Source organism: Streptomyces sp. CG4 (genome assembly GCF_041080655.1).
GTDB lineage: Bacteria > Actinomycetota > Actinomycetes > Streptomycetales > Streptomycetaceae > Streptomyces.
The window spans coordinates 1-17,982 of the sequence record NZ_CP163526.1 but is presented as its reverse complement, the minus strand read 5'-3'; the positions used below and the strand labels follow the sequence as shown (position 1 = coordinate 17,982).

Below are 17,982 nucleotides of genomic sequence, written 5' to 3'. Positions count from 1 at the left end.
GTTACGGTCTGTGCTCATGCGGTTTCTGCACACTTCGGACTGGCACCTGGGCCGCCGGTTCCACACAGAAGACCTGATCCCCGCCCAGGAAGCCTTCCTCGACCATCTGGTCGACACCGCCCGTACTGAGGACGTCGACGCGATCCTTGTGGCAGGCGACATCTACGACCGGGCCATCCCCAGCCTGGACGCCGTACGCCTGTTCAACCGCGCCCTGCACCAGCTCGCCGACCTCGACGTGCCGATCATCATGATCAGCGGAAATCACGACTCCGCACACCGCCTCGGCCTCGGATCCGGCCTCTTCGCCCGTGCCGGCATCCACTTGAGGACCGACCCGGCCACCTGCGACATCCCCGTTCTCCTCGCGGATGCCGACGGCCCGGTCGCCGTGTACGGCATCCCCTACCTCGAACCGTCGATGGTGCGCCATCAACTGGAGGCGGAAGCCGCCTCCCACCACGCGGTGCTCACCGCAGCCCTGGACAGGATCCATGCCGACCTCAGCAGCCAGCAGCCGGCCGGGACCCGCTCAGTGGTCATCGCCCACGCCTTCGTCACCCCCGGGACCGGCCAGAGCGAGGACCAGCACGTAGAAGAGTCCGACAGCGAACGCGACCTCAGCGTCGGCGGGGTCGCCCACGTCGGCGCGGACGTCTTCGACGGCATCGACTACGTCGCTCTCGGCCATCTCCACGGCTCCCAGAAGGTCACCGACCGAGTCCACTACAGCGGCTCCCCGCTCGCCTACTCCTTCTCCGAGGCCACCCACACCAAGTCCCTCACCCTCGTCGACCTCACCGCCGCGGGTACAGCCCCCGTTCTCAAACGGCTGCCCTGCCCGAAGCCCCACCGTCTGGAACGCATCGAAGGCCTCATCGACGACCTGCTCACCCACCCCGCCCACGAACACCTGAAAGACGCCTGGCTCGAGGTCACCCTCACCGACGCCGCCCTGCCCTTCGAGGCCATGGCCCGCCTGCGCCGCCGCTTCCCCCACACCCTCAGCCTCAAGCACCAGCGTCCCTTCATCCCCGCCCAGGCCACCGACACCCCCACCTACACCGAGCGCCTCCAAGGCCGCGGCGAACTCGACATCGCCTGCGACTTCATCGCCGACCTGCGCGGCACTGCACCCACCCCTGACGAACACGTCCTGCTCCAAAAGGCCGTCGACGCCGCCCGCGTGAACGAACTGCAGAAGGAAACCGTCTGATGCGTCTGCACCACCTCACCCTGCAGGCCTTCGGTCCCTTCGCCGGCACCCACACCGTCGACTTCGACGCCCTGGCTGCCGACGGCCTCTTCCTTCTGCACGGCGACACCGGCGCCGGCAAGAGCACCCTCTTCACAGCTATCTGCTTCGCGCTGTACGGCGAACCCCCGGTCGACCGCGAGTTGATGCTGCGCAGTCACCACGCCCCGGACAACCTGCTCACCCAGGTCACCCTCGACGTCACCGTCGCCGGCCGGCGGCTGCTCATCGACCGCGTCCCCCAGCAGAAGCGCCCCAAGAGAAGCGGCACGGGCGACACTCTCCAGAAAGCCGAGACCCGGCTCAGCCGGTGGACGACCGACTCCCTCGGCCAGGGGCACTGGGAGCCCTCCAGCAAGTCACACCAGGAAGCCGGCAAAGAGATCAAAGACCTGCTCGGCATGAGCCGGACTCAGTTCTGCCAGGTGGTCCTCCTGCCCCAGAACGAGTTCACCAAGTTCCTCTACGCCGCCGCGCCCCAGCGCCGTGAACTCCTCGGCAAGCTCTTCCACACCGACCGCTACGCCTTCATCGAACGCTGGCTGAACGACCACAGCCGCACCGTCCAGAAGACCCGCGATACCGCCCGCGACGAGGTTCTCCACCTTGCCTCCCGTATCCACCAGGCCGCAGGCCCCAACCTGAAGTCCGAGCACGACGCCCCCACCCCCGACGATCCCCACTCTCTGACCAGCCCTGCCCTGACCTGGGCCCACGACCTCACCCAGGCCAGCCAGGCCGATGCCCTCCAAGCCCAAGGCGACGCCGAAACCGCCAGAAAGAACCAGCTCGCCCACCAAGAGCTGGAGAACGACACCCGCGAACTGCACCAGCGCCAGACCGCTCACGCCGCAGCCCGCGAGCACATGGACCGGCTCAACGAACAGACCCCCCACCAGCAGGAGCTGGCCCGGCACCGTGAACAGGCCCGCCGCGCACAGCAACTGACACCCCTGCTGCACGCCGTCACCACCGCCCGCACCGACCACGCCCGCGCCCAGGACACCGAACGGGACGCCCGCACCCGACTGCTCCCCGAACATGCCACACTTCAGGCCGCCGACCTCGCCACGGCCGGACAGCAACTGCGCGACGACACCGCCGTGCTGAACACCCTCCTCCCCGAGGAAGACACCCTCCGCCAGCTCACCGCCGACCTCAAACGCATCGACGCCGAGCAGCAAGACTTCACCAACCAGCAGCGCACCGCCCGCGACTGGCTCGACCAGGAGACCACCCAGCGCGTCCTCCTGGAGGGCCGCAGGGAAGCCGCCCGCCAGGCCGAGGAAGACAGCCGGGGCCACCAGGCCCAGCTGGACGCCCTCGGCATACGCCTGGCAGCCGCTCAGCGCCGCGACGCCCACCTCGCGCAGATCACCACCGCCGAACAGCGCCTGACCGCCGCGCAGAAAGAAGCCGAACAGGCCGCCCAGGCCCACATCGACATCCGCCGCCGACGCACCGAGGGCATGGCCGCCGAACTCGCAGCCGGCCTCACCGACGGAGCGCCCTGCCCGGCCCCCGCCCAGGCTCCCGAGGGATATCCCACCCGCGAGGCCGAGCAGGCCGCTGAGGAAACCCACCAGCAAGCCCTAGAGCAGCGCGACGCGGTCGCCGCCGAACTGCAGAAGCTGCGGGAGAACGCCGCAGGCGCCACCGGCGAAGCCGGTGACACCACGCTGGCCACCCTCAAGACCGAACACGACCAACTCACCCAGCACCTTGCCGACGCCCTCAGGCGTGCCGCCGATCGCGGAATCGTCGAAGAAGAACTCCTCAAACTGGACCGCGAACACACGGCCATGACCGAGCAGGACAGCACCGCCACCGCCGGCCTGTCCGCCCGCACCGCGACCCACGAAACTCTGTCCCGGCAACAAGCCGAGCTCACCCGGAAACTCGACACCGCCCGCGGCACCGCTCCCACCCTGGCAGCCCGTATCGACGACCTCACCCGCACCGCCGACCATCTCGAGCAGGCAGCCGAGGCATCACGCACCGCTGCCACCCTCACCCAGACCCTGCACACCCGCACCAGCGAAGCCACCGACGCCGCCGCCTCCCAGGGCTTCGACACTCTCGCCGCCGCCGAGCAGGCCCTGCTCAGCGAACAGGACATCAACGCTCTGGAAGAAGAGATCAACCAGTGGCGCGAGGCCCGCGCCACCCACCAAGCCGTCATCGACGACCCCGCCCTCCAACACGCAGCCGCCCAGCCACCCGCCGACGTCGACGCGGCAGCCTCCCGGCGCGCCGCCGCAGACGACCAGCATGCCCAGGCCGTGACCGCCGCCACCGCAGCCCGGACCCGCACCAGCGAACTCACCCAGCTCGCCACCACCCTGGGCACAGCCGTCGAACACCTGAAGGAACTCGAACTGGCCCACAACACCGCCCGCCACCTCGCCGACCTGGCCACCGGCAACGCACCAGGCACCCGGGTCCGCATGCAGCTGGAGGCCTACGTCCTGGCCGCCCGCCTCGAACAGGTCGTTGCCGCCGCCAACACGCGACTGCACCGGATGTCGGAAGGTCGCTACACCCTGCGCCACTCCGACCAACAAGCCGCCCACGGCGCCCGCTCCGGCCTCGGCCTGGAAATCACCGACTCCTGGACCGGCCGCCCCCGCAAGACCGACACACTCTCCGGCGGCGAATCCTTCTTTGCCTCCCTGTCCCTCGCCCTCGGCCTGGCCGACGTCGTCACCCACGAAGCCGGCGGCAACCCCCTCGACACCCTCTTCATCGACGAAGGCTTCGGCACCCTCGACGACGACACCCTCCACAACGTCCTCGACGTCCTGGACTCCCTGCGCGCCCACGACCGCACCGTCGGCGTCATCAGCCACATCCCCGAACTACGCCGCCGCATCACCCAGCGACTCCACGTCCGAAAAAGCCCCACCGGCTCCACCCTCGTCCACCTGACCGAAGCAGCCGAATAACCTGCACTCCAGGAGGGCGGGGCACCCTGCCCCGCCCTCCTGGAGCACCCAGCCGACCCCCCCGGAGCGGTACACCTCCATGGCCCCCGATATCGAGCTGCGGCCCCACCAAAGGGAGGCCGTCGCTGCCACGACCGCCACGCTCCGCGACCACGCCCGCGCGAGCGTGATCGCCGCCTGCGGCACCGGCAAGACCCTGATCGCCGCCCGCACCACCACCCGCATCGCCCCGAGCGGGCGGGTCCTGGTGCTGCTGCCGACGCTGGACCTGCTGTCGCAGACGATCCGCGCCTGGCGCGCAGCAGGACGCAAAGGCCCCGCCATCGCGGTGTGCTCCGCGCGCCAGGCTCTCGACCATGAACCGCTCGGCAGCGACGTCCCCCTCACCACCGACCCCGCCGAGCTGACCGCCCTCGCCGCCTCGGCCCACACCGGCCGGGTCACCGCCTACGCCACCTACGCCTCTCTGCCCGCCGTGGTCACCGCCCACCGCGACCACAACCTTCCCCCCTGGGACCTCGTCGTCATCGACGAGGCGCACCGCACCGCCGGCCGCCTGGGCAAGGCCTGGGCCGCCGTCCACCACGACGATCAGGTCCCCGCCGCCCGCCGCCTCTACCTGACCGCCACCCCACGCATCTGGGACGCGGACGCCGACGCCGACCAGGACGGGGACGCGGAGGCGGTGGCCTCCATGGACGACGAAAACCTCTTCGGCCCCGTCGCCTACCGCCTGACCCTCTCCGACGCCATCGACCTCGGCCTGCTCGCCGACTACCAGATCCTCGTCCCCGTCGTCACCGACACAGACCTGCGCGACTGGCTCGCCACCGGCCCCGGCGCCGGAGTCGACGGACTGCGCCTGGCCGGCCGCCAGGTCGCCGCCCTCCGCGCGATCCACGACCACCAACTGCGCCGCATCCTCACCTTCCATCACCGCGTCGCCGACGCCCGCGCCTTCGCCACCACCCTGCACGCGACTGCTGCCACCCTCCCCGCCAGCTTGAGACCCGACGGCCTGTGGGCGGACTGGATCAGCGGCAGCCACACCCCCCAGACCCGCCGCCGCCTCCTGCTCGAGTTCGCCTCCCACACCGACCCCCACACCCCGGCCGTCCTGTCCAACGCCCGCGTCCTGGGAGAGGGCATCGACGTGCCCGCCATCGACGCCGTCGTCTTCGCCGACCCCAAGAACAGCCCCGTCGACACCGTCCAGGCCGTCGGCCGTGCCCTGCGCCAGCAACCCGGCGCAGGCAAGAAGGCTACCCTCGTCGTCCCCGTGTACCTCACCCCCGGCGAAGACCCCGACGACCTCCTCGGCGCCGACGCCTACACCCCGCTCTGGCACACCATCCAGGCCCTGCGCGCCCACGACGACCGCCTCGAAGCACGCCTGGCCGACCCCCGCACCCACCGCCCCACCATGCCCCCCGAAGACCCCGAGGCATGGCTGCACTTCGACCGCCCCACCCAGGCCGAAGAGGTCGCCCTCGCCCTCTCCCTTCGGGTACTGGCCCCCAAGAGCGCCGAATGGCGCCGCGGACTGAAGGCCGCCCGCCGCTACCACCACACCCACGACCACCTCGACGTCCCCCAGACCTACGAAGACTCCACCGGCTACCCTCTGGGCCGCTGGCTCACCTGGCAGCGCCACCTCCACACCACTGGCGCTCTCGACCCGGCACGCACCCAGGCTCTCGAACGCCTTGGCATCATCTGGCGCCCCCGCCAGCAGGCCTTCGACCGCGGCCTTGCCCATGCCGCCGCCTACGCCGCCCGCCATGGTCACCTGGCCGTACCGGTCGAGACCATCCATGACGACTTCGCCCTGGGCCGCTGGCTGGCCACCCAACGCACGCGCGCCGACCAGCTGACCGCCGAACGCGCTGCGGCCCTCACTGCCCTGGACCGGTGGTGGAACCCGTCCTGGCCGATCACCTGGCAACGCGCCTACCACGACACCCGCCGGAGCCTCACAGACGCCAAGACAGCTCCCGAGGCGGGAGAGTGGCTCCAGGCCCAGCGTGCACACGCCCTAGGCCTACACCCCGAGCAGCAACGCCTCCTCACCGCCCTCGGACTCGACCTGCTCCCAGAGTCTGCTTCCACCCCGCCACAGCCCCAACTGCCCGCACGTGAGCGTGCCTTTCAACGAGGCCTGGCTGCCGCGCGAGCGTTCCTCGAGCGGGAGGGCCACCTCAACGTTCCCCAACGGCACATCGAAGACGTCGAAGGCGACCCCGTGCGCCTGGGCCAGTGGCTGACCAACCTGCGCCGCCGTAAGGCAGCGTTGAGCCCCCAGCGACGCCAGACCCTCACCCAACTCGGCCTGTAGATTCGGCGGGTGGCCGTGGCCCTACCGGCGTGCTGCGGCGATCGTCTGGGTGAGTGGCCCCGGGGCTTGGCGGCAGTCTTCCTCCAGTGCAGCCAGCAGTGCGGATGCTGCCTGCGCCCCCCGAGTGAGGCGTAGGTCTGCCATTCGGCTACAGCCTGACGCCGCCGCACAGTGCGTCGAGCGCTCCTTCAGCCTGACCGTCCGTATGGTCGTGTACACCCGGCTCGGACAGGACGGCTGGGCACGCGGTCCCGCACCCGTTCGCACGCCGTGCGGGACCGCGCCAGGCGCACTCCTGCGGCGTGTTGCCCAGACCACCCTGGTGATGACGTGTCCCAACCTGCCTGCTGTGGCGTGTGGGAGCACAGTGACCTGCGTGACCGCCTCCTTCGAATCTGCACCGCAGCTGACGACAGACTTTATGGAAATGGCTTGACCGGCACACCTGTTGGACGCGGGATACGGTGCCCGGCGAAGCGGCTGACCGCGGGTGCTGTCCAACGGCAGTGTGACCGGACTGCCCTGGTGAGAAGACTGATCACCCGGCCGGTGCCATCCCCTGAGAGCGGGCCGTCCGACGCGCGGCATCCTTGTCGCAGAGTCCGGGAACTCGAGGTCTCGTGTCCTGAACTCGCCTAAATCTCAATAGGGTTGAGGTGTCGAGCGTGATCAGTTGTCAGTGTCCGCCGCCAGGATTTACGTGACGCGGGGAACAAGGCGATCTAGGGGAGGGCTCGATGCCTTTAGTCCGGCCGTACGTGCGCTCGGACGGAACACCCGTACGCGGGCACTACCGGTGGGCACCGGGAGCGCGCCGGGAGATGACGGTCTTTGCTGTCTTCGGCTTGGTCGTCCTCGGCTTCGGCCACGCCGGCGGCCAGGATGAGAGCGGAGCGGGACCACAGCCCAGGCCGACGGTGTCGTATCCCGTCCGCTTCGACCAGACCACACACAAAACCCCGGGAGACGCCGTGCCGCGCCCGACGGTGTCGTACCCGATCAAGTTCGACACCCCCAAGCCGCGGAAGGCGGCGCCCACGCCGAACGTGTCCTATCCGATCGACCTCTCCGCCTTGGGAGGTGGGCGATGACCCGCCGCCCGCCCGCCAGGCGACGCACCCCCCGGCGCCCCAGCCGCCGACATAGCCGGCAGGATGCCCACGTCGCCCTGGGCGTGGTCGCCATCGCGATGCTCGGCCTTGTGGTGATGGTGGTCAACTGGCTGATCGCGCACTGGTGGCTGCTGCTTGTCGTGGCCGTACTTGCCGTCCTGGGCAGCATCGGATGGTGGCAGCAGCGCACACAACGCGCGCAGTGGGAAAAAGCGCAGGCACGTGCCCTGCGCTACGGACTGGCCCAGCTGGACGCTTTGTCCCACCAGCAGTTCGAATATGCGATCCGTGACCTGATGAACCGGGACGGCTGCACCGACGCCGTCCAGGTCGGCGGGCAGGGCGATCTGGGAGCAGACGTGAAGGCCACCGACCCGCTGGGCCGCCGCTGGGTGATCCAGTGCAAGCACCGCCGGCACGGCGATCGGGGTGCAGCTGTGGGTACCCCGGAACTGCAGGTCCTCAACGGAACGGGACGCCCGGTGCACAAGGCGGACGTCGTCGTGATGGTCACCAACGGCAGGATCACCCAACCCGGCCGCACCTTTGCCCGGCAGCAGCGCCTGCACCTCGTCGACCGTCGGCTGCTCGCTGCCTGGGCCGCGGGATCACGGCCGCTGTGGGAACTGCTGCCCGCGCTTCCCCCGCCCCGCAAACCATCACAGCTCTCCTGAGCCTCGCCCCGTGCCCGACGCGGGGGCTGCCAGGCACTCTGGCGAGCCCCCACGACAGGAATCTGGGCTGGCGGCGGTTGTAAAGCCGGGTGGCTCAGATGCCGCGTCTGCTCAGCACTCTCAGAGTTGATCGCCGAGGAGGGCAGGGGGCCAAGAGCCTGTCCATCGCGGCGAGGATTGCTGTACCGCTGGAGCCCCGCCGGCGGGCCGTGGTCACGACCCCAACCCCGACTCCCGCTACGAGGCTGGCCGTGACCTCAAACGAGAGCGGCGGCCCGTGTCCTGAGGTGATGAGCCTGCGGAGCATCCGGGAACCGGCGCAGTCGTACGAGCATGTCCTGAAGGGCGGTGCGGACCTTGACGGAGCGGACGCCGTCGGCGCAGTCGAGGAAGCCGGACCAGGTCGACAGAGCGTCGTCCACATTGCCCTGGCGCAGCCGTACGCCGGCGAGGTCGGCCAAGACGATGGCGCGGGTGCGGCGCCGGTCGAGGCCGTGGATGCCGAGGGCGAGGCGGAGGTGTTCCTCGGCGGCGGTGTGGTCGCCGAGGCGGCTGTGGATCATGCCGGTTTCGTGGGCCCAGCGGCCGGGGGAGTAGTGCGCCGCCCAGGAGTCGCCGGGGCCGGTGGGCGGTTTGCCGATGGGGGTCTCGGCGAGGGTGAGGTACTGGGTGGCGAGGGGGCGGTCGTTGTCCTGGGCTGCGGCGTTGGCGAGGGTGGCGTTGTAGTAGGCGATGGCGCGCGGGTTGTCGAGGTTGCGGCCGTAGGCGACGCAGGCTTCGCTGAGCTGGACGGCTTCGGCCTGGTGGCCGAGGTCGATGCTTTGGACAGCCAGGCCGCGCAGGGCGGTGGCGGCGAGTTCTCGGTCACCAGCTTCTGCCGCGAGGCGGTAAGCGTGCGCGTAGTAGCGCTGAGTGATGCCGCGCAGTTGGGGGGTATCGCCTTCGTTCTGGGCCATCCAGCCGGCGAGGTGAGCGAGCTGGGACGCGGCGGCGAACAGTGCGCGGCCCCGTGTCGACCTGCCGGAGGCACTGCTGGAGGTGTTCTCGTGGACCGGCGCCGATCAGGCGTTCACCTCCGTCACCGGTGGCGAGGCCCGACTGAAGGACCTGCACGTGACGATCACCGCGCTGCTGGTCGCGCACACAGCTGCAACGTCGGCTACACCCCGGTCATCGGGGCCTCAGACGCCCTGAAGTACGGGCGGCTGTCCCACGTCGACCAGACCTATCTGCGGCTGGCGACGTACTTCTCTGAACTAGGGGTGCGGAGGAAATGCATGCGAAACAGAGCACTTGGTCACGCTGTGTCATTTTCGACTGCGGGGAGCGTCCGTGTGCCATGACGATCCGTGACCACCTATGAAACACTGCGCCTCATTGTCGCAACAGCCGACCACACTGGTCACGGGACGCCGGGGGCATCATGCGCGACCTGCTCTACTTATCAGAGACCAAGATGCGGGCGCTGGTCCCGCAACTGCCCGGCCGTCTCCGGAGACGGCTAGGTTTCGAGACCGGCGTCAACGTCGGGGTTGCAACGGCCAAGGCAACGCTGCCGAGCGAGTCGCAGCAGCCGTCGTCGATCTCGCTGCTGGACGCCACGGTGAAGATGATCGAGAAGACGAAAGGCGTTCGGCGGCGGACCGAAACGGATCTCCGTGCTGGCGACTGGATCCAGTTCGAAGATGAGTTCCGCTTCGGTGACGCGGCCACGTCGGCTTATGTGAGCGAGGAACCGGACTCCGGCCATGCGCTCGCCGGACTGGTCTATTTCGCCACCACTCACGCCGAGCCGCCGTTCGTGCTCGTGGGCTCCTCCGTCCATGTCCTCGATCGCTGGCAGTCAGGGGAGACGCCGGAACAGCGGGTGGGATGGTTCTACCTGGAAGCGGTCATCGCCTACGCTCGCCAACTCGCCGAACTGCCCGATGAGGCCGCGACCACCGAGTTCGTTCCCCCACCTGGTATTGCGGACGGACTCGCCTATGGGCTCTGGGTTCTATGCCGAACTGCGCAGTTTGGGAACGACCGCCGCGATCGCTGGGCTACCGAGCCGGTGCGGCTGTGCGGGCACGCCCGGATCCTCGCAGTGATACCAACGCCTGCCGGACCACCCAGCGTGCTTGCCACGCCACTGTACGTTGAGTACGCCCAACGGGGCTGACGGGAGCACTGGCACGGCTTCGGCGGCCTGCCGGGCCGATAGCGCCAGGACGGCGGGAACGCCGCCCGGCCAAAGACCAACTACGAGGGCTCGGTGGATCGGGTGGCGATCTGGCTGAAGGTGGGCAGGCCGAGGTGGACTACGTTGGATCGGCGGGCGACTTCGGTGTCGAGTTGCGCAAGTTTGTCCTCGGCGGCGGCGAGGCTGACGCTGAGCCCGTCGACTTCGCCGAGTCAGCCTTCGCGTTCGGCACCCGGTACATGGACGCCGCAGTCAACCAACTGCGCGCGGACGGCTTCGACGTCCGCGACGAGGACGTGGCCCGTCTGTCACGGTTCGTACGGCATCACATCAAAGTTGGCTCGGCCGGTACTCCTTCCAGCTCCCCGACCTGCCCGGCGGCCTGCGCCCGCTGCGTGGCCCGGAGGCCGCCGAAGAAGCGTGAACCCGGTGCGGGTGGCATTCACCGCCGGGGCTATCTCGGCGGTGAAAGCTCCGGGCTGCTGCTGGGCTGGCACTGGAGTGCGGGCGGCCGCCGCACCGGGTGGGTGCGGCGGCCGTGGGTGGGATCGGCTCGTGGTCCGAGTCAGCCAGCCCGGAGCAGGGAGTGCAGCTCGGTGGTGTCGATGATGTGGGCCCGTGAGGGGAAGACCCGGTGGAGCAGGACGTTGTGGACTTCGGTGTCCGGGTCGGCGACGCCGTCGGACAGTACATAGAGCTGGTAGTCGCGGTCGGCCGCGTCGATGACGGTGGACAGGACGACGCCGCTGGTACTGATGCCGGAGACGACCAGAGTGGTGATGCCGCGCTCGCGTAGCTGCTGGTCGAGGTCGGTGGTGGACATGCTGCCGTAGCGGTTCTTGCGCACGATGATGTCGCCGTCCTGGGGAGCCAGGCGCTCGTGGATGGTGGTGGCAGGGTCCTCGTGGTGCATGGCGCGGTGTTGGGCGAGCGGGGCGAAGGACTTGTTGGTGGCCGGGATCGCGTCCCAGTCGGCTTCGGTGAAGCCGACGCGTACGTAGGCGATGGTGCCGCCGTTTGCGCGAATGTCGGCGATGGCCCCTTGCACGCGACCGAGCAGGGCGTTGCGGTCCTTGCCTTCGGGCACAAAGGCCAGGATCGCGGGCTGGTAGTCCATGACGAGAAGCGCGGTGTGGGTGGGGTCAAGTGCGGGGGCAGTGCTCACGCGAGTGTTCTCCTTGCTGGTGGTGTGCCTGGTCGACGCGCACCGGCGGACCGGCCGCAGCCTGTGGGCTTCGGCGGCGAGTTGCGGTGCCTCATGAGTGGCTGCGAGACAGTTCCGGCTCGTGCTGTGACGTGTGGTCCTGTCGGGGAAGCAGGAGCGGGGTGGTCAGGATGAGCAGTCCCGCGACCGTGAGAGCGGTGCGTGGGCCGGTGACGTCGGCGAGCAGCCCGGCGAGCGCGGTGAGGAGGGCGATGGACGTCTGCTGGCCGATCGACCACGCCGTCAGGGTGCGGGCGACGAGCTGCTTGGGGGTGTGTTCGAGCCGGTAGGTGGCGAGTACCGGGGTGTACAGGCTCATGTTGACGATGATTGCCAGCTCGACGGCCATCACAGTGACGAGGCCGACGACGCCGGGACGGACAAAGGCCAGGCCGATCAGCCAGATGGCACGCAGGGTGCCGACGGTCCGGAAGACCCAGTGCCGGCCGAAGCGGGCCACGACACGGTGGGCCAGCCGGGAGCCGATGAGTCCGCCGAGGCAAGGAGCGGCGAAGGCGAGGGCGTACTGCCAGGGTGGAAACCCGAGCTGGCGGAGCAGGAGCACGGCCAGCAGCGGCTCGGTGGCCATGATCAGACCGCCGACGAGCATGTTGTTGAGGTAGAGCGACCGCAGACCGGGGTGGCCCATGATGTGTCGCCAGCCGTCGAGCAGCGCGCCCGCGCGGACCGGGCTCTTTTCGGTCGTCCGCGGCGCTTCTTCGTGGCCGCGGATCGCGGTGATGCCCAGCGCGGAGAGCAGGTAGCTGAGCGCGTCGGCCACCACGGTGGTGACCGGCCCGAACAGGCCGATCGCCGCCCCGCCGAGCGGTGGTCCCACCGCGATGGAGCTCCAGTTCGTGGACTCGAACCGTGCGTTGGCGACGAGCAGGTCGTCCGGTCGGACGAGGGCTTTGAGGTAGGCGCCGCTGGCCGCGTTGAAGGCGATCTTGGCTGCGGCGACCACGGCCGAGACCACGAGCAGCTGGACGAAACTGAGCCATCCGAAGGCGTAGGCGACAGGGATCGTCGCCATGGCCGTAAACCGGGTCAGGTCCATCATGATCATGACCGGGCGCTTACGCCGGAACTCCACCCACGGCGCGAGCGGCACCGCGATCAGCGCACCCACCGCAGGCCCCACCGCGGACAGTGCGGACACCTCAGCGGGTCCGGCATGCAGCACCAGCACGGCGATCAGCGGCAATGCCCCGAACCCCAGCCCGGACCCGTAGGCGCTCACCGCATATGACGCCCACAGCCAGCCGAACTGCCGGCCCAACCGTCTCCTGCCCACCATGCTCAGCGCACCCCCCTTGAGGTCTCACCCGAACAAACTGACGTTGACCGATGAGAGATAAGCGGGCAGGACAACAGCAGGTCAAACAACTGACCTGCCAGAAGTTCACAACTACCAGTTGTTCACTAAGGTGGGTCGGTGTGGATCTCGAAGCTGTACGTACCTTTGTCGGCGTCGTGGAAGCGGGCCAGTTCCAGAAGGCCGCCTCCGACCTGTCGATCACTCAGCAGGCCGTGTCCAAACGCATCGCCGCGCTGGAGCGCACCCTCGGCGTGCGGTTGTTCACCCGTGCCCCACGCGGCGCTGAGCTCACCATCGACGGTCAGGCGTTCCTGCCCCACGCACGCGAGCTGCTGCGCGTCGCCGAGCGTGCAGGCGCGTCCGTGCGCCCCGGCAGCCGTCCGCTGCGCGTCGACGTGCTCGCCTCGCGCAGCGCGCAGTCGGGCCTGATGCGCGGCTTCCACCGCGCACACCCCGACATCGACCTCGACGTGATGATGCTCTTCGACATCGAGACGGCCGTCACCGCCATTCTCTCCGGTGCGATCGACGCGTCCTTCCGCGCCGTCGCCGCGCCCGGCCGGCCCCTGCCGGAGGACATCGCCTCCGTCCGGGTCCTCGACGAGCCGCTCCAACTCCTCACCGGCCCCGCCCACGCACTTGCGGGCGCCCGGTCGGTGACCATCGCCCAGCTCACCGGGCACCGGATCTGGATGCCCGGCATCGCCCCCGGTACCGAGTGGGGCGCCTACTACGACGACCTCGTCGCCGAGTTCGGCCTCACCATCGAGGTGACCGGCCCCAACTTCGGCACCGACGCGCTCCTCGACACCATTTCCGACACCCCGGCCCTGGCCACCTTCATAGGCGAGCCCACCCGCCTCATCTGGCCCGCCGACCACGGCCTTCGCCGCATCCCGGTGACCGACCCGACGCCCGTCTACCCGCACTCGCTCCTCTGGCACCGCGACAACCCCCACCCCGCGTTGGCCACCCTCCGCACCCACCTCGCCACCACAGCGGCCGGCCACGACGCCACCGGGACCTGGACACCGAACTGGGCGATTCCTCGCTGAACGCCCCCGCCCGCGCGAGCCAGCCCTGCCCGGCGCAGGCGGTCAACGGCGGGCGTCGCCAGGGGCAAGCAGGCTGGTCAGCTCGGCGATCGCCTCCGGGGAGGGCTTGAAGTAGCGGCGGACGTTCTCCGGCTTCTTGTGCCGGGACTTCGCCATCAGCATCAACAGCGAGGCACCCTGCTCGCCGAGATGGGTCAGGGCGGAATGGCGGTACTCGTGCAGGTCCCAGCCCATACCCGGCCCGCGCAGGGCGGTGTGCTCGTCGAGCAGGGCGCGGGCCTGCCCGTACGACAGCCTGGCCAGCCCGGTGTCCGGGCATACGTCGCGGGGGCTGACGACCTTGCCCGGCCCCGGGCGGCGATGGGTGACGAACACCGGCCCGCGGGTTCGTCCCTTGAGCAGCCGGGGCAGGAGCCGGGCGGTGCCGGCATCCCAGTACACAGGCTCCAGCACGTAGTCCTCGCGCGACTGGCCCCGGCGGCGGACCTTGGTCCGGGCTCCCTTGGCCTTGACCAGGCAACGGCGCCCGGCGAGGTCCAGTTCCTCGATGTTGACGCCGAGGATCTCCTCGGACCGCCCGGCGGTCTCGTAGAGCATCCGCCACAGCGTCTTCTCCCGCAGGTGCACCTCGCGCCGCGCGATCAGCCGGTCGACCGCCATCTTCGAGCGGGCCGGGGTCTCGGAGTCCGGCACCGCCAGCCGCTTCGCCCAGGCCGGGACCATCGGTCCCTCGTAACCGCGCTCACGGCACCAGCCGAGCCAGGACAGCACCCCCGCCCGGCGGGAGTTCCACGTGTTGACCGCCGCTGTGCCCCAGAGCAGTTCCAGGACCTCACCGATCTCGTCGTCCGCGACCGCCGCCAGCGGCCGGGCCTCGCCGAGCCGTTCAGCGGTCTTGCCCACCCCGATCCCGTAGTTCCGGACCGTGTTCGGGTTGCCGAGCGAGTCGAGAAACACGTCCGCCGCCGCACGGACGGTCAACGCCTTCCCGGCCGGCAGCTGTACGACGGTGGGCACCACTTCCCCCTTGCCACAGATAACAGGGCCGCTTCGCGTACGGCCCCGTAGACCGTCACCGCAGGTGACGTATCAAGCTACCGCAGATATTGGGGTGTTATCCGTGGGACGGCTTCAGACGGGTCCCGCCGCTGACGCTCCGTCAGCCGTCCACCAGGGCCGACAGATCCTTAGAGCCGGTTTTCGTTCCGATGTTCCTCACCCCCCCCAAAGAAGACCGCGGCCGCGAAGCCCTGAAAGCTACCAGCGGGTTACTTGCTCCCCGGTGTCTGAGCTAGGACTCAGGGGCCGATCCGGCCCGGCCGCCGGGCTCCGACACCGGTTTTTCCCTATCCGGTCCGGGTGAAATCGTTGGTGATTCCGTTCTCGTCGATGCTCAGGACCGAGTTTCCGCTGGAGTCACTGCTCAGCGAAGCGGTGACGTCGTACGGGGCGCGCTGGCCGGTGTGCACGTCGCCGTTGCTGTCGTTCTCCCGGGTGATCTGGGGAACGAGATGGATGGTGTCCCCCTGGACGGAGAACTTGCCGATTTCCTGCGTGACGGCACCAGCGTTTCCGACGGAGATCCCGCCCTGACGGGAATAGGATCCGTCGGCCGCGAACTGCCACGTCATGAGGGTGTCACCGGAACCGTTGGTCCATGTACCCACCAACGCCTGGGGGACGTCCGTCACGGCCCGGCCGACCTCGTGTACGGCACAGGAGGCTCCCGTGCCGGGGAATGTCGGCTGGAGCAAGAGAGGCTGCGCCGCGGCACTGCCGCCGTAGCCCGCCAGAACCATGATCCCCCCTGCGAGAAGCGAGAACGCGCCCCGGCGTGAGGGCAACCGCATTGCCCCTCACCTTCTTTCTGGAGCAATCCGGGAAACGGGTCGTGGGCTGCCGGTGTGGCGGTGTCACGTGACCTCGCGGTAGTTGACCGCTCCACGATCTCTGATTTCACTGCCGAAAGACGCCACAGCACGACCGGATTCGACACTTCCAGCCTAGTGCGCAGGCCCCGGCACGGCGACTTGGCGTCAGCGAGCCGCGGCCGGGCGGAACGCCGGTAGGGCCCTCGGTGAACGCCGCCCGTAGCAGCATTCCGGCCCGCAGGTCCGGCCCCTCGCCTTCCAGCGCTCCGGAGCGGGAAGCTGGACCCTTGCCCGTACGGTGATCGCCGTGACCACCTATGAAACGCCAATCGCGAAGACCGCGTCGGTGTTGAACGACAGTCTGGTCCCCTTGATGGCGTGGTTGACCTCCACCTGCCAGGCCGTGAGGTGGCCGCGGCCGCCGTGCCGGCACCCAGGGCCTCGAAGCCCCGCCGACGCGGGCTTGGGCCCGGCTGACAGGGCTACCGGATCCGTTACCTCATCCGCATGTCGCAGTCACTAGCGCGACGCTGAACCACGCCAGTTGCTGGACAGCGAACGCAGCCTTCTGCGTGGCCGAGCCGCGATGGGCGGATCACCGCTTCCGGGTCGGCGGCCCCGCGAGCGTGCGTCCGGGGGGACCACCTGGTGTGCGGCTCGGGCGCGGACCGGCGGCCGCGCACAGTGAGGCGAGGCTAGCCGCCCCGGTCCCGTTCACTGCCCACGCCACTGCGCCACACGATCCCGAACCGACATCGGCCACCCGTCCCACCCAGCTCCCGGCTGACTACTGATCACCTCCAACCGCAGAGAATGCCCCAGCCTCTCCAACCGGCCACTCAGCACCGACACCTGAGCCTCCGTCCACGCCAGCACCTGCCGCCCACTCAGGGCACGCCCCAGCACCATGGCGCCTTCAGCCGGCGAACACGCGTCCCGGGGAACCCCATGGCCGCCCACCCCGGCGAACCGCACCACCACATCCACCAGCCTGCCCCCACTCCCGTCCACAGCGGTCATCACAGCCGCAGCCGCCGGCCGCACCCGACCCGACGCCGTCCGGCCTCCACTCACCGCCTCCACCCACACCACCGCCAAGCCCGGATCTCCCAGCACCTCCCGCGCCCACCGCTCGAGATCTCCGCGCCGCTCCCGCAACTGCACCTGGAACGCGGCCACTTCCCGCATCCGCCAGCACATCGGACACAGCCGGTCCCCCTCCCGCACGGAAAGAGAGCGACCACAGCATGCGCCACACTGCTGGCACACATGTGCCGACAGCGTGCGCCGCCGTGCCGAAGCCTCCAACTGCCCCGCCGACGCCGCAGTGGGCCGACTCCGCTCCACGCGGTACAGCCCCACCGAGCTTCGTCGCCCCCGACGGTAGGAACGCACGTGAGCGTCAACCGGCCCCGCAGGCACCCGCGGAAGATCCCCCGACGCCAGCTGACTCTTCGACACCAAAAACCAGGGCACCTGCGCCCAGTCCTCGTACACCGCCGGCACAGCCATGCCCGACCATGCCCTCATCGCTCACCACCACAGCCTCCTAGAACCGCAATGCACTCCCGCCCCCGAACACAGGAAGCACCTGGCGCCAGCCAGGCGAACCCCCCTGATAACCACTCAGTCCGGCGACAGCCGGACGAAGTATGAGCCCCGATAGAACTTTGGGAGAGACGACACCCGTCCGGCGACAGCCGGACACAGCCACCCAAGCTCCCCGGGCAGAGGGAGTGGAGACAACTCAAATATCTGCGCAGCCACCCGGTTTTGACATCACCGGCGCCGACAGGCGCCGGCACTCTTCCCCGTCAGGGGAAGAGGCCTCAACTCAATCCAGTCCTGCCGTCAGGCAGGACACACCCCCTCTGCTGCAGCAGGCCGTCAGGCCTGCCAACCCTCAAAGAAATCAACCAAGTTGGCCCGCCAGGGCCAACCCGTTTCTTGACACGCAGCCGTGCCGTCAGGCACGGCGACGGTTCCCTTGACGGGCCGTCAGGCCCGTGGTTGGCCGTCAGGCCAACT

12 protein-coding genes and 2 pseudogenes are annotated in these 17,982 nt (G+C 69.4%); 9 read left to right on the top strand and 5 right to left on the bottom strand.

Annotated elements, in window-relative coordinates; genetic code table 11:
- The first annotated feature begins 16 nt into the window (after positions 1 to 16).
- The 5 genes from AB5L52_RS45305 (at position 17) to AB5L52_RS45285 (ending at position 8,321) form a co-directional block, all read left to right on the top strand.
- Positions 17 to 1,216 carry an exonuclease SbcCD subunit D gene (locus AB5L52_RS45305; RefSeq protein ID WP_369369106.1) on the top strand — a complete coding sequence of 400 codons (1,200 nt, stop codon included), beginning with the start codon at positions 17 to 19 and terminating at the stop codon, positions 1,214 to 1,216.
- Positions 1,216 to 4,200, top strand: coding sequence for an AAA family ATPase (locus AB5L52_RS45300; RefSeq protein WP_369369105.1), 2,985 nt, complete (start codon positions 1,216 to 1,218; stop codon positions 4,198 to 4,200). The genes AB5L52_RS45305 and AB5L52_RS45300 overlap by 1 nt, the downstream gene beginning before the upstream one ends.
- A gap of 79 nt (positions 4,201 to 4,279) precedes the next feature.
- Positions 4,280 to 6,535: a Helicase associated domain protein gene (locus tag AB5L52_RS45295; protein ID WP_369369104.1), complete on the top strand. Its 2,256-nt coding sequence runs from the start codon at positions 4,280 to 4,282 to the stop codon at positions 6,533 to 6,535.
- Between the two features lie 821 nt (positions 6,536 to 7,356).
- Entirely contained in the window at positions 7,357 to 7,626 is a 270-nt protein-coding gene (locus AB5L52_RS45290) for a hypothetical protein (RefSeq protein WP_351580307.1), read from the top strand.
- The gene (locus AB5L52_RS45285) at positions 7,623 to 8,321 is read left to right on the top strand and encodes a restriction endonuclease (protein ID WP_351580309.1); all 699 of its coding nucleotides are present in this window, start codon (positions 7,623 to 7,625) and stop codon (positions 8,319 to 8,321) included. The genes AB5L52_RS45290 and AB5L52_RS45285 overlap by 4 nt, the downstream gene beginning before the upstream one ends.
- Before the next feature lie 257 nt (positions 8,322 to 8,578).
- Here AB5L52_RS45285 and AB5L52_RS45280 read toward each other — a convergent pair whose 3' ends face one another.
- Positions 8,579 to 9,277, bottom strand: coding sequence for a hypothetical protein (locus tag AB5L52_RS45280; RefSeq protein ID WP_369369103.1), 699 nt, complete (start codon positions 9,275 to 9,277; stop codon positions 8,579 to 8,581).
- A 28-nt stretch (positions 9,278 to 9,305) separates the two neighbouring features.
- On the opposite strand from AB5L52_RS45280, the pseudogene AB5L52_RS45275 reads away from it, so the two are divergent.
- The 3 genes and pseudogenes from AB5L52_RS45275 to AB5L52_RS45265 form a co-directional block, all read left to right on the top strand.
- Positions 9,306 to 9,568: pseudogene (locus AB5L52_RS45275) on the top strand (Tn3 family transposase); the annotation flags it as partial.
- Between the two features lie 176 nt (positions 9,569 to 9,744).
- Positions 9,745 to 10,485, top strand: a complete 741-nt coding sequence (locus AB5L52_RS45270) for an SAVMC3_10250 family protein (protein ID WP_351580315.1) — start codon at positions 9,745 to 9,747, stop codon at positions 10,483 to 10,485.
- Between the two features lie 251 nt (positions 10,486 to 10,736).
- Positions 10,737 to 10,930 (top strand): annotated as a pseudogene (locus AB5L52_RS45265) (Tn3 family transposase); the annotation flags it as partial.
- 141 nt (positions 10,931 to 11,071) lie between these two features.
- Here the strand turns inward: AB5L52_RS45265 and AB5L52_RS45260 are convergent.
- Both AB5L52_RS45260 and AB5L52_RS45255 read right to left on the bottom strand, forming a co-directional pair.
- Positions 11,072 to 11,671 carry a cysteine hydrolase gene (locus AB5L52_RS45260; RefSeq protein WP_351580318.1) on the bottom strand — a complete coding sequence of 200 codons (600 nt, stop codon included), beginning with the start codon at positions 11,669 to 11,671 and terminating at the stop codon, positions 11,072 to 11,074.
- Between the two features lie 91 nt (positions 11,672 to 11,762).
- On the bottom strand, positions 11,763 to 13,007 hold the full coding sequence (locus tag AB5L52_RS45255) for an MFS transporter (protein WP_369369102.1): 1,245 nt from the start codon (positions 13,005 to 13,007) through the stop codon (positions 11,763 to 11,765).
- A 140-nt stretch (positions 13,008 to 13,147) separates the two neighbouring features.
- Here AB5L52_RS45255 and AB5L52_RS45250 point away from each other — a divergent pair, with 140 nt between their 5' ends.
- On the top strand, positions 13,148 to 14,083 hold the full coding sequence (locus AB5L52_RS45250; protein WP_369369101.1) for a LysR family transcriptional regulator: 936 nt from the start codon (positions 13,148 to 13,150) through the stop codon (positions 14,081 to 14,083).
- 42 nt (positions 14,084 to 14,125) lie between these two features.
- On the opposite strand, the gene AB5L52_RS45245 is transcribed toward AB5L52_RS45250, so the two are convergent.
- Entirely contained in the window at positions 14,126 to 15,100 is a 975-nt protein-coding gene (locus AB5L52_RS45245; protein WP_351580327.1) for a site-specific integrase, read from the bottom strand.
- 329 nt (positions 15,101 to 15,429) lie between these two features.
- Positions 15,430 to 15,882, bottom strand: a complete 453-nt coding sequence (locus tag AB5L52_RS45240; protein ID WP_351580330.1) for a hypothetical protein — start codon at positions 15,880 to 15,882, stop codon at positions 15,430 to 15,432.
- Positions 15,883 to 17,982 lie beyond the last annotated feature (2,100 nt).

Excerpts from the sequence above, each read along its gene's own strand:
- AB5L52_RS45305 (WP_369369106.1), top strand. The coding sequence starts at position 17 with ATGCGGTTTCTGCACACTTCGGACTGGCACCTGGGCCGCCGGTTCCAC.
- AB5L52_RS45300 (WP_369369105.1), top strand. The coding sequence starts at position 1,216 with ATGCGTCTGCACCACCTCACCCTGCAGGCCTTCGGTCCCTTCGCCGGC.
- AB5L52_RS45295 (WP_369369104.1), top strand. The coding sequence starts at position 4,280 with ATGGCCCCCGATATCGAGCTGCGGCCCCACCAAAGGGAGGCCGTCGCT.
- AB5L52_RS45290 (WP_351580307.1), top strand. The coding sequence starts at position 7,357 with ATGACGGTCTTTGCTGTCTTCGGCTTGGTCGTCCTCGGCTTCGGCCAC.
- AB5L52_RS45285 (WP_351580309.1), top strand. The coding sequence starts at position 7,623 with ATGACCCGCCGCCCGCCCGCCAGGCGACGCACCCCCCGGCGCCCCAGC.
- AB5L52_RS45280 (WP_369369103.1), bottom strand. The coding sequence starts at position 9,277 with ATGGCCCAGAACGAAGGCGATACCCCCCAACTGCGCGGCATCACTCAG.
- AB5L52_RS45270 (WP_351580315.1), top strand. The coding sequence starts at position 9,745 with ATGCGCGACCTGCTCTACTTATCAGAGACCAAGATGCGGGCGCTGGTC.
- AB5L52_RS45255 (WP_369369102.1), bottom strand. The coding sequence starts at position 13,007 with ATGGTGGGCAGGAGACGGTTGGGCCGGCAGTTCGGCTGGCTGTGGGCG.
- AB5L52_RS45240 (WP_351580330.1), bottom strand. The coding sequence starts at position 15,882 with ATGGTTCTGGCGGGCTACGGCGGCAGTGCCGCGGCGCAGCCTCTCTTG.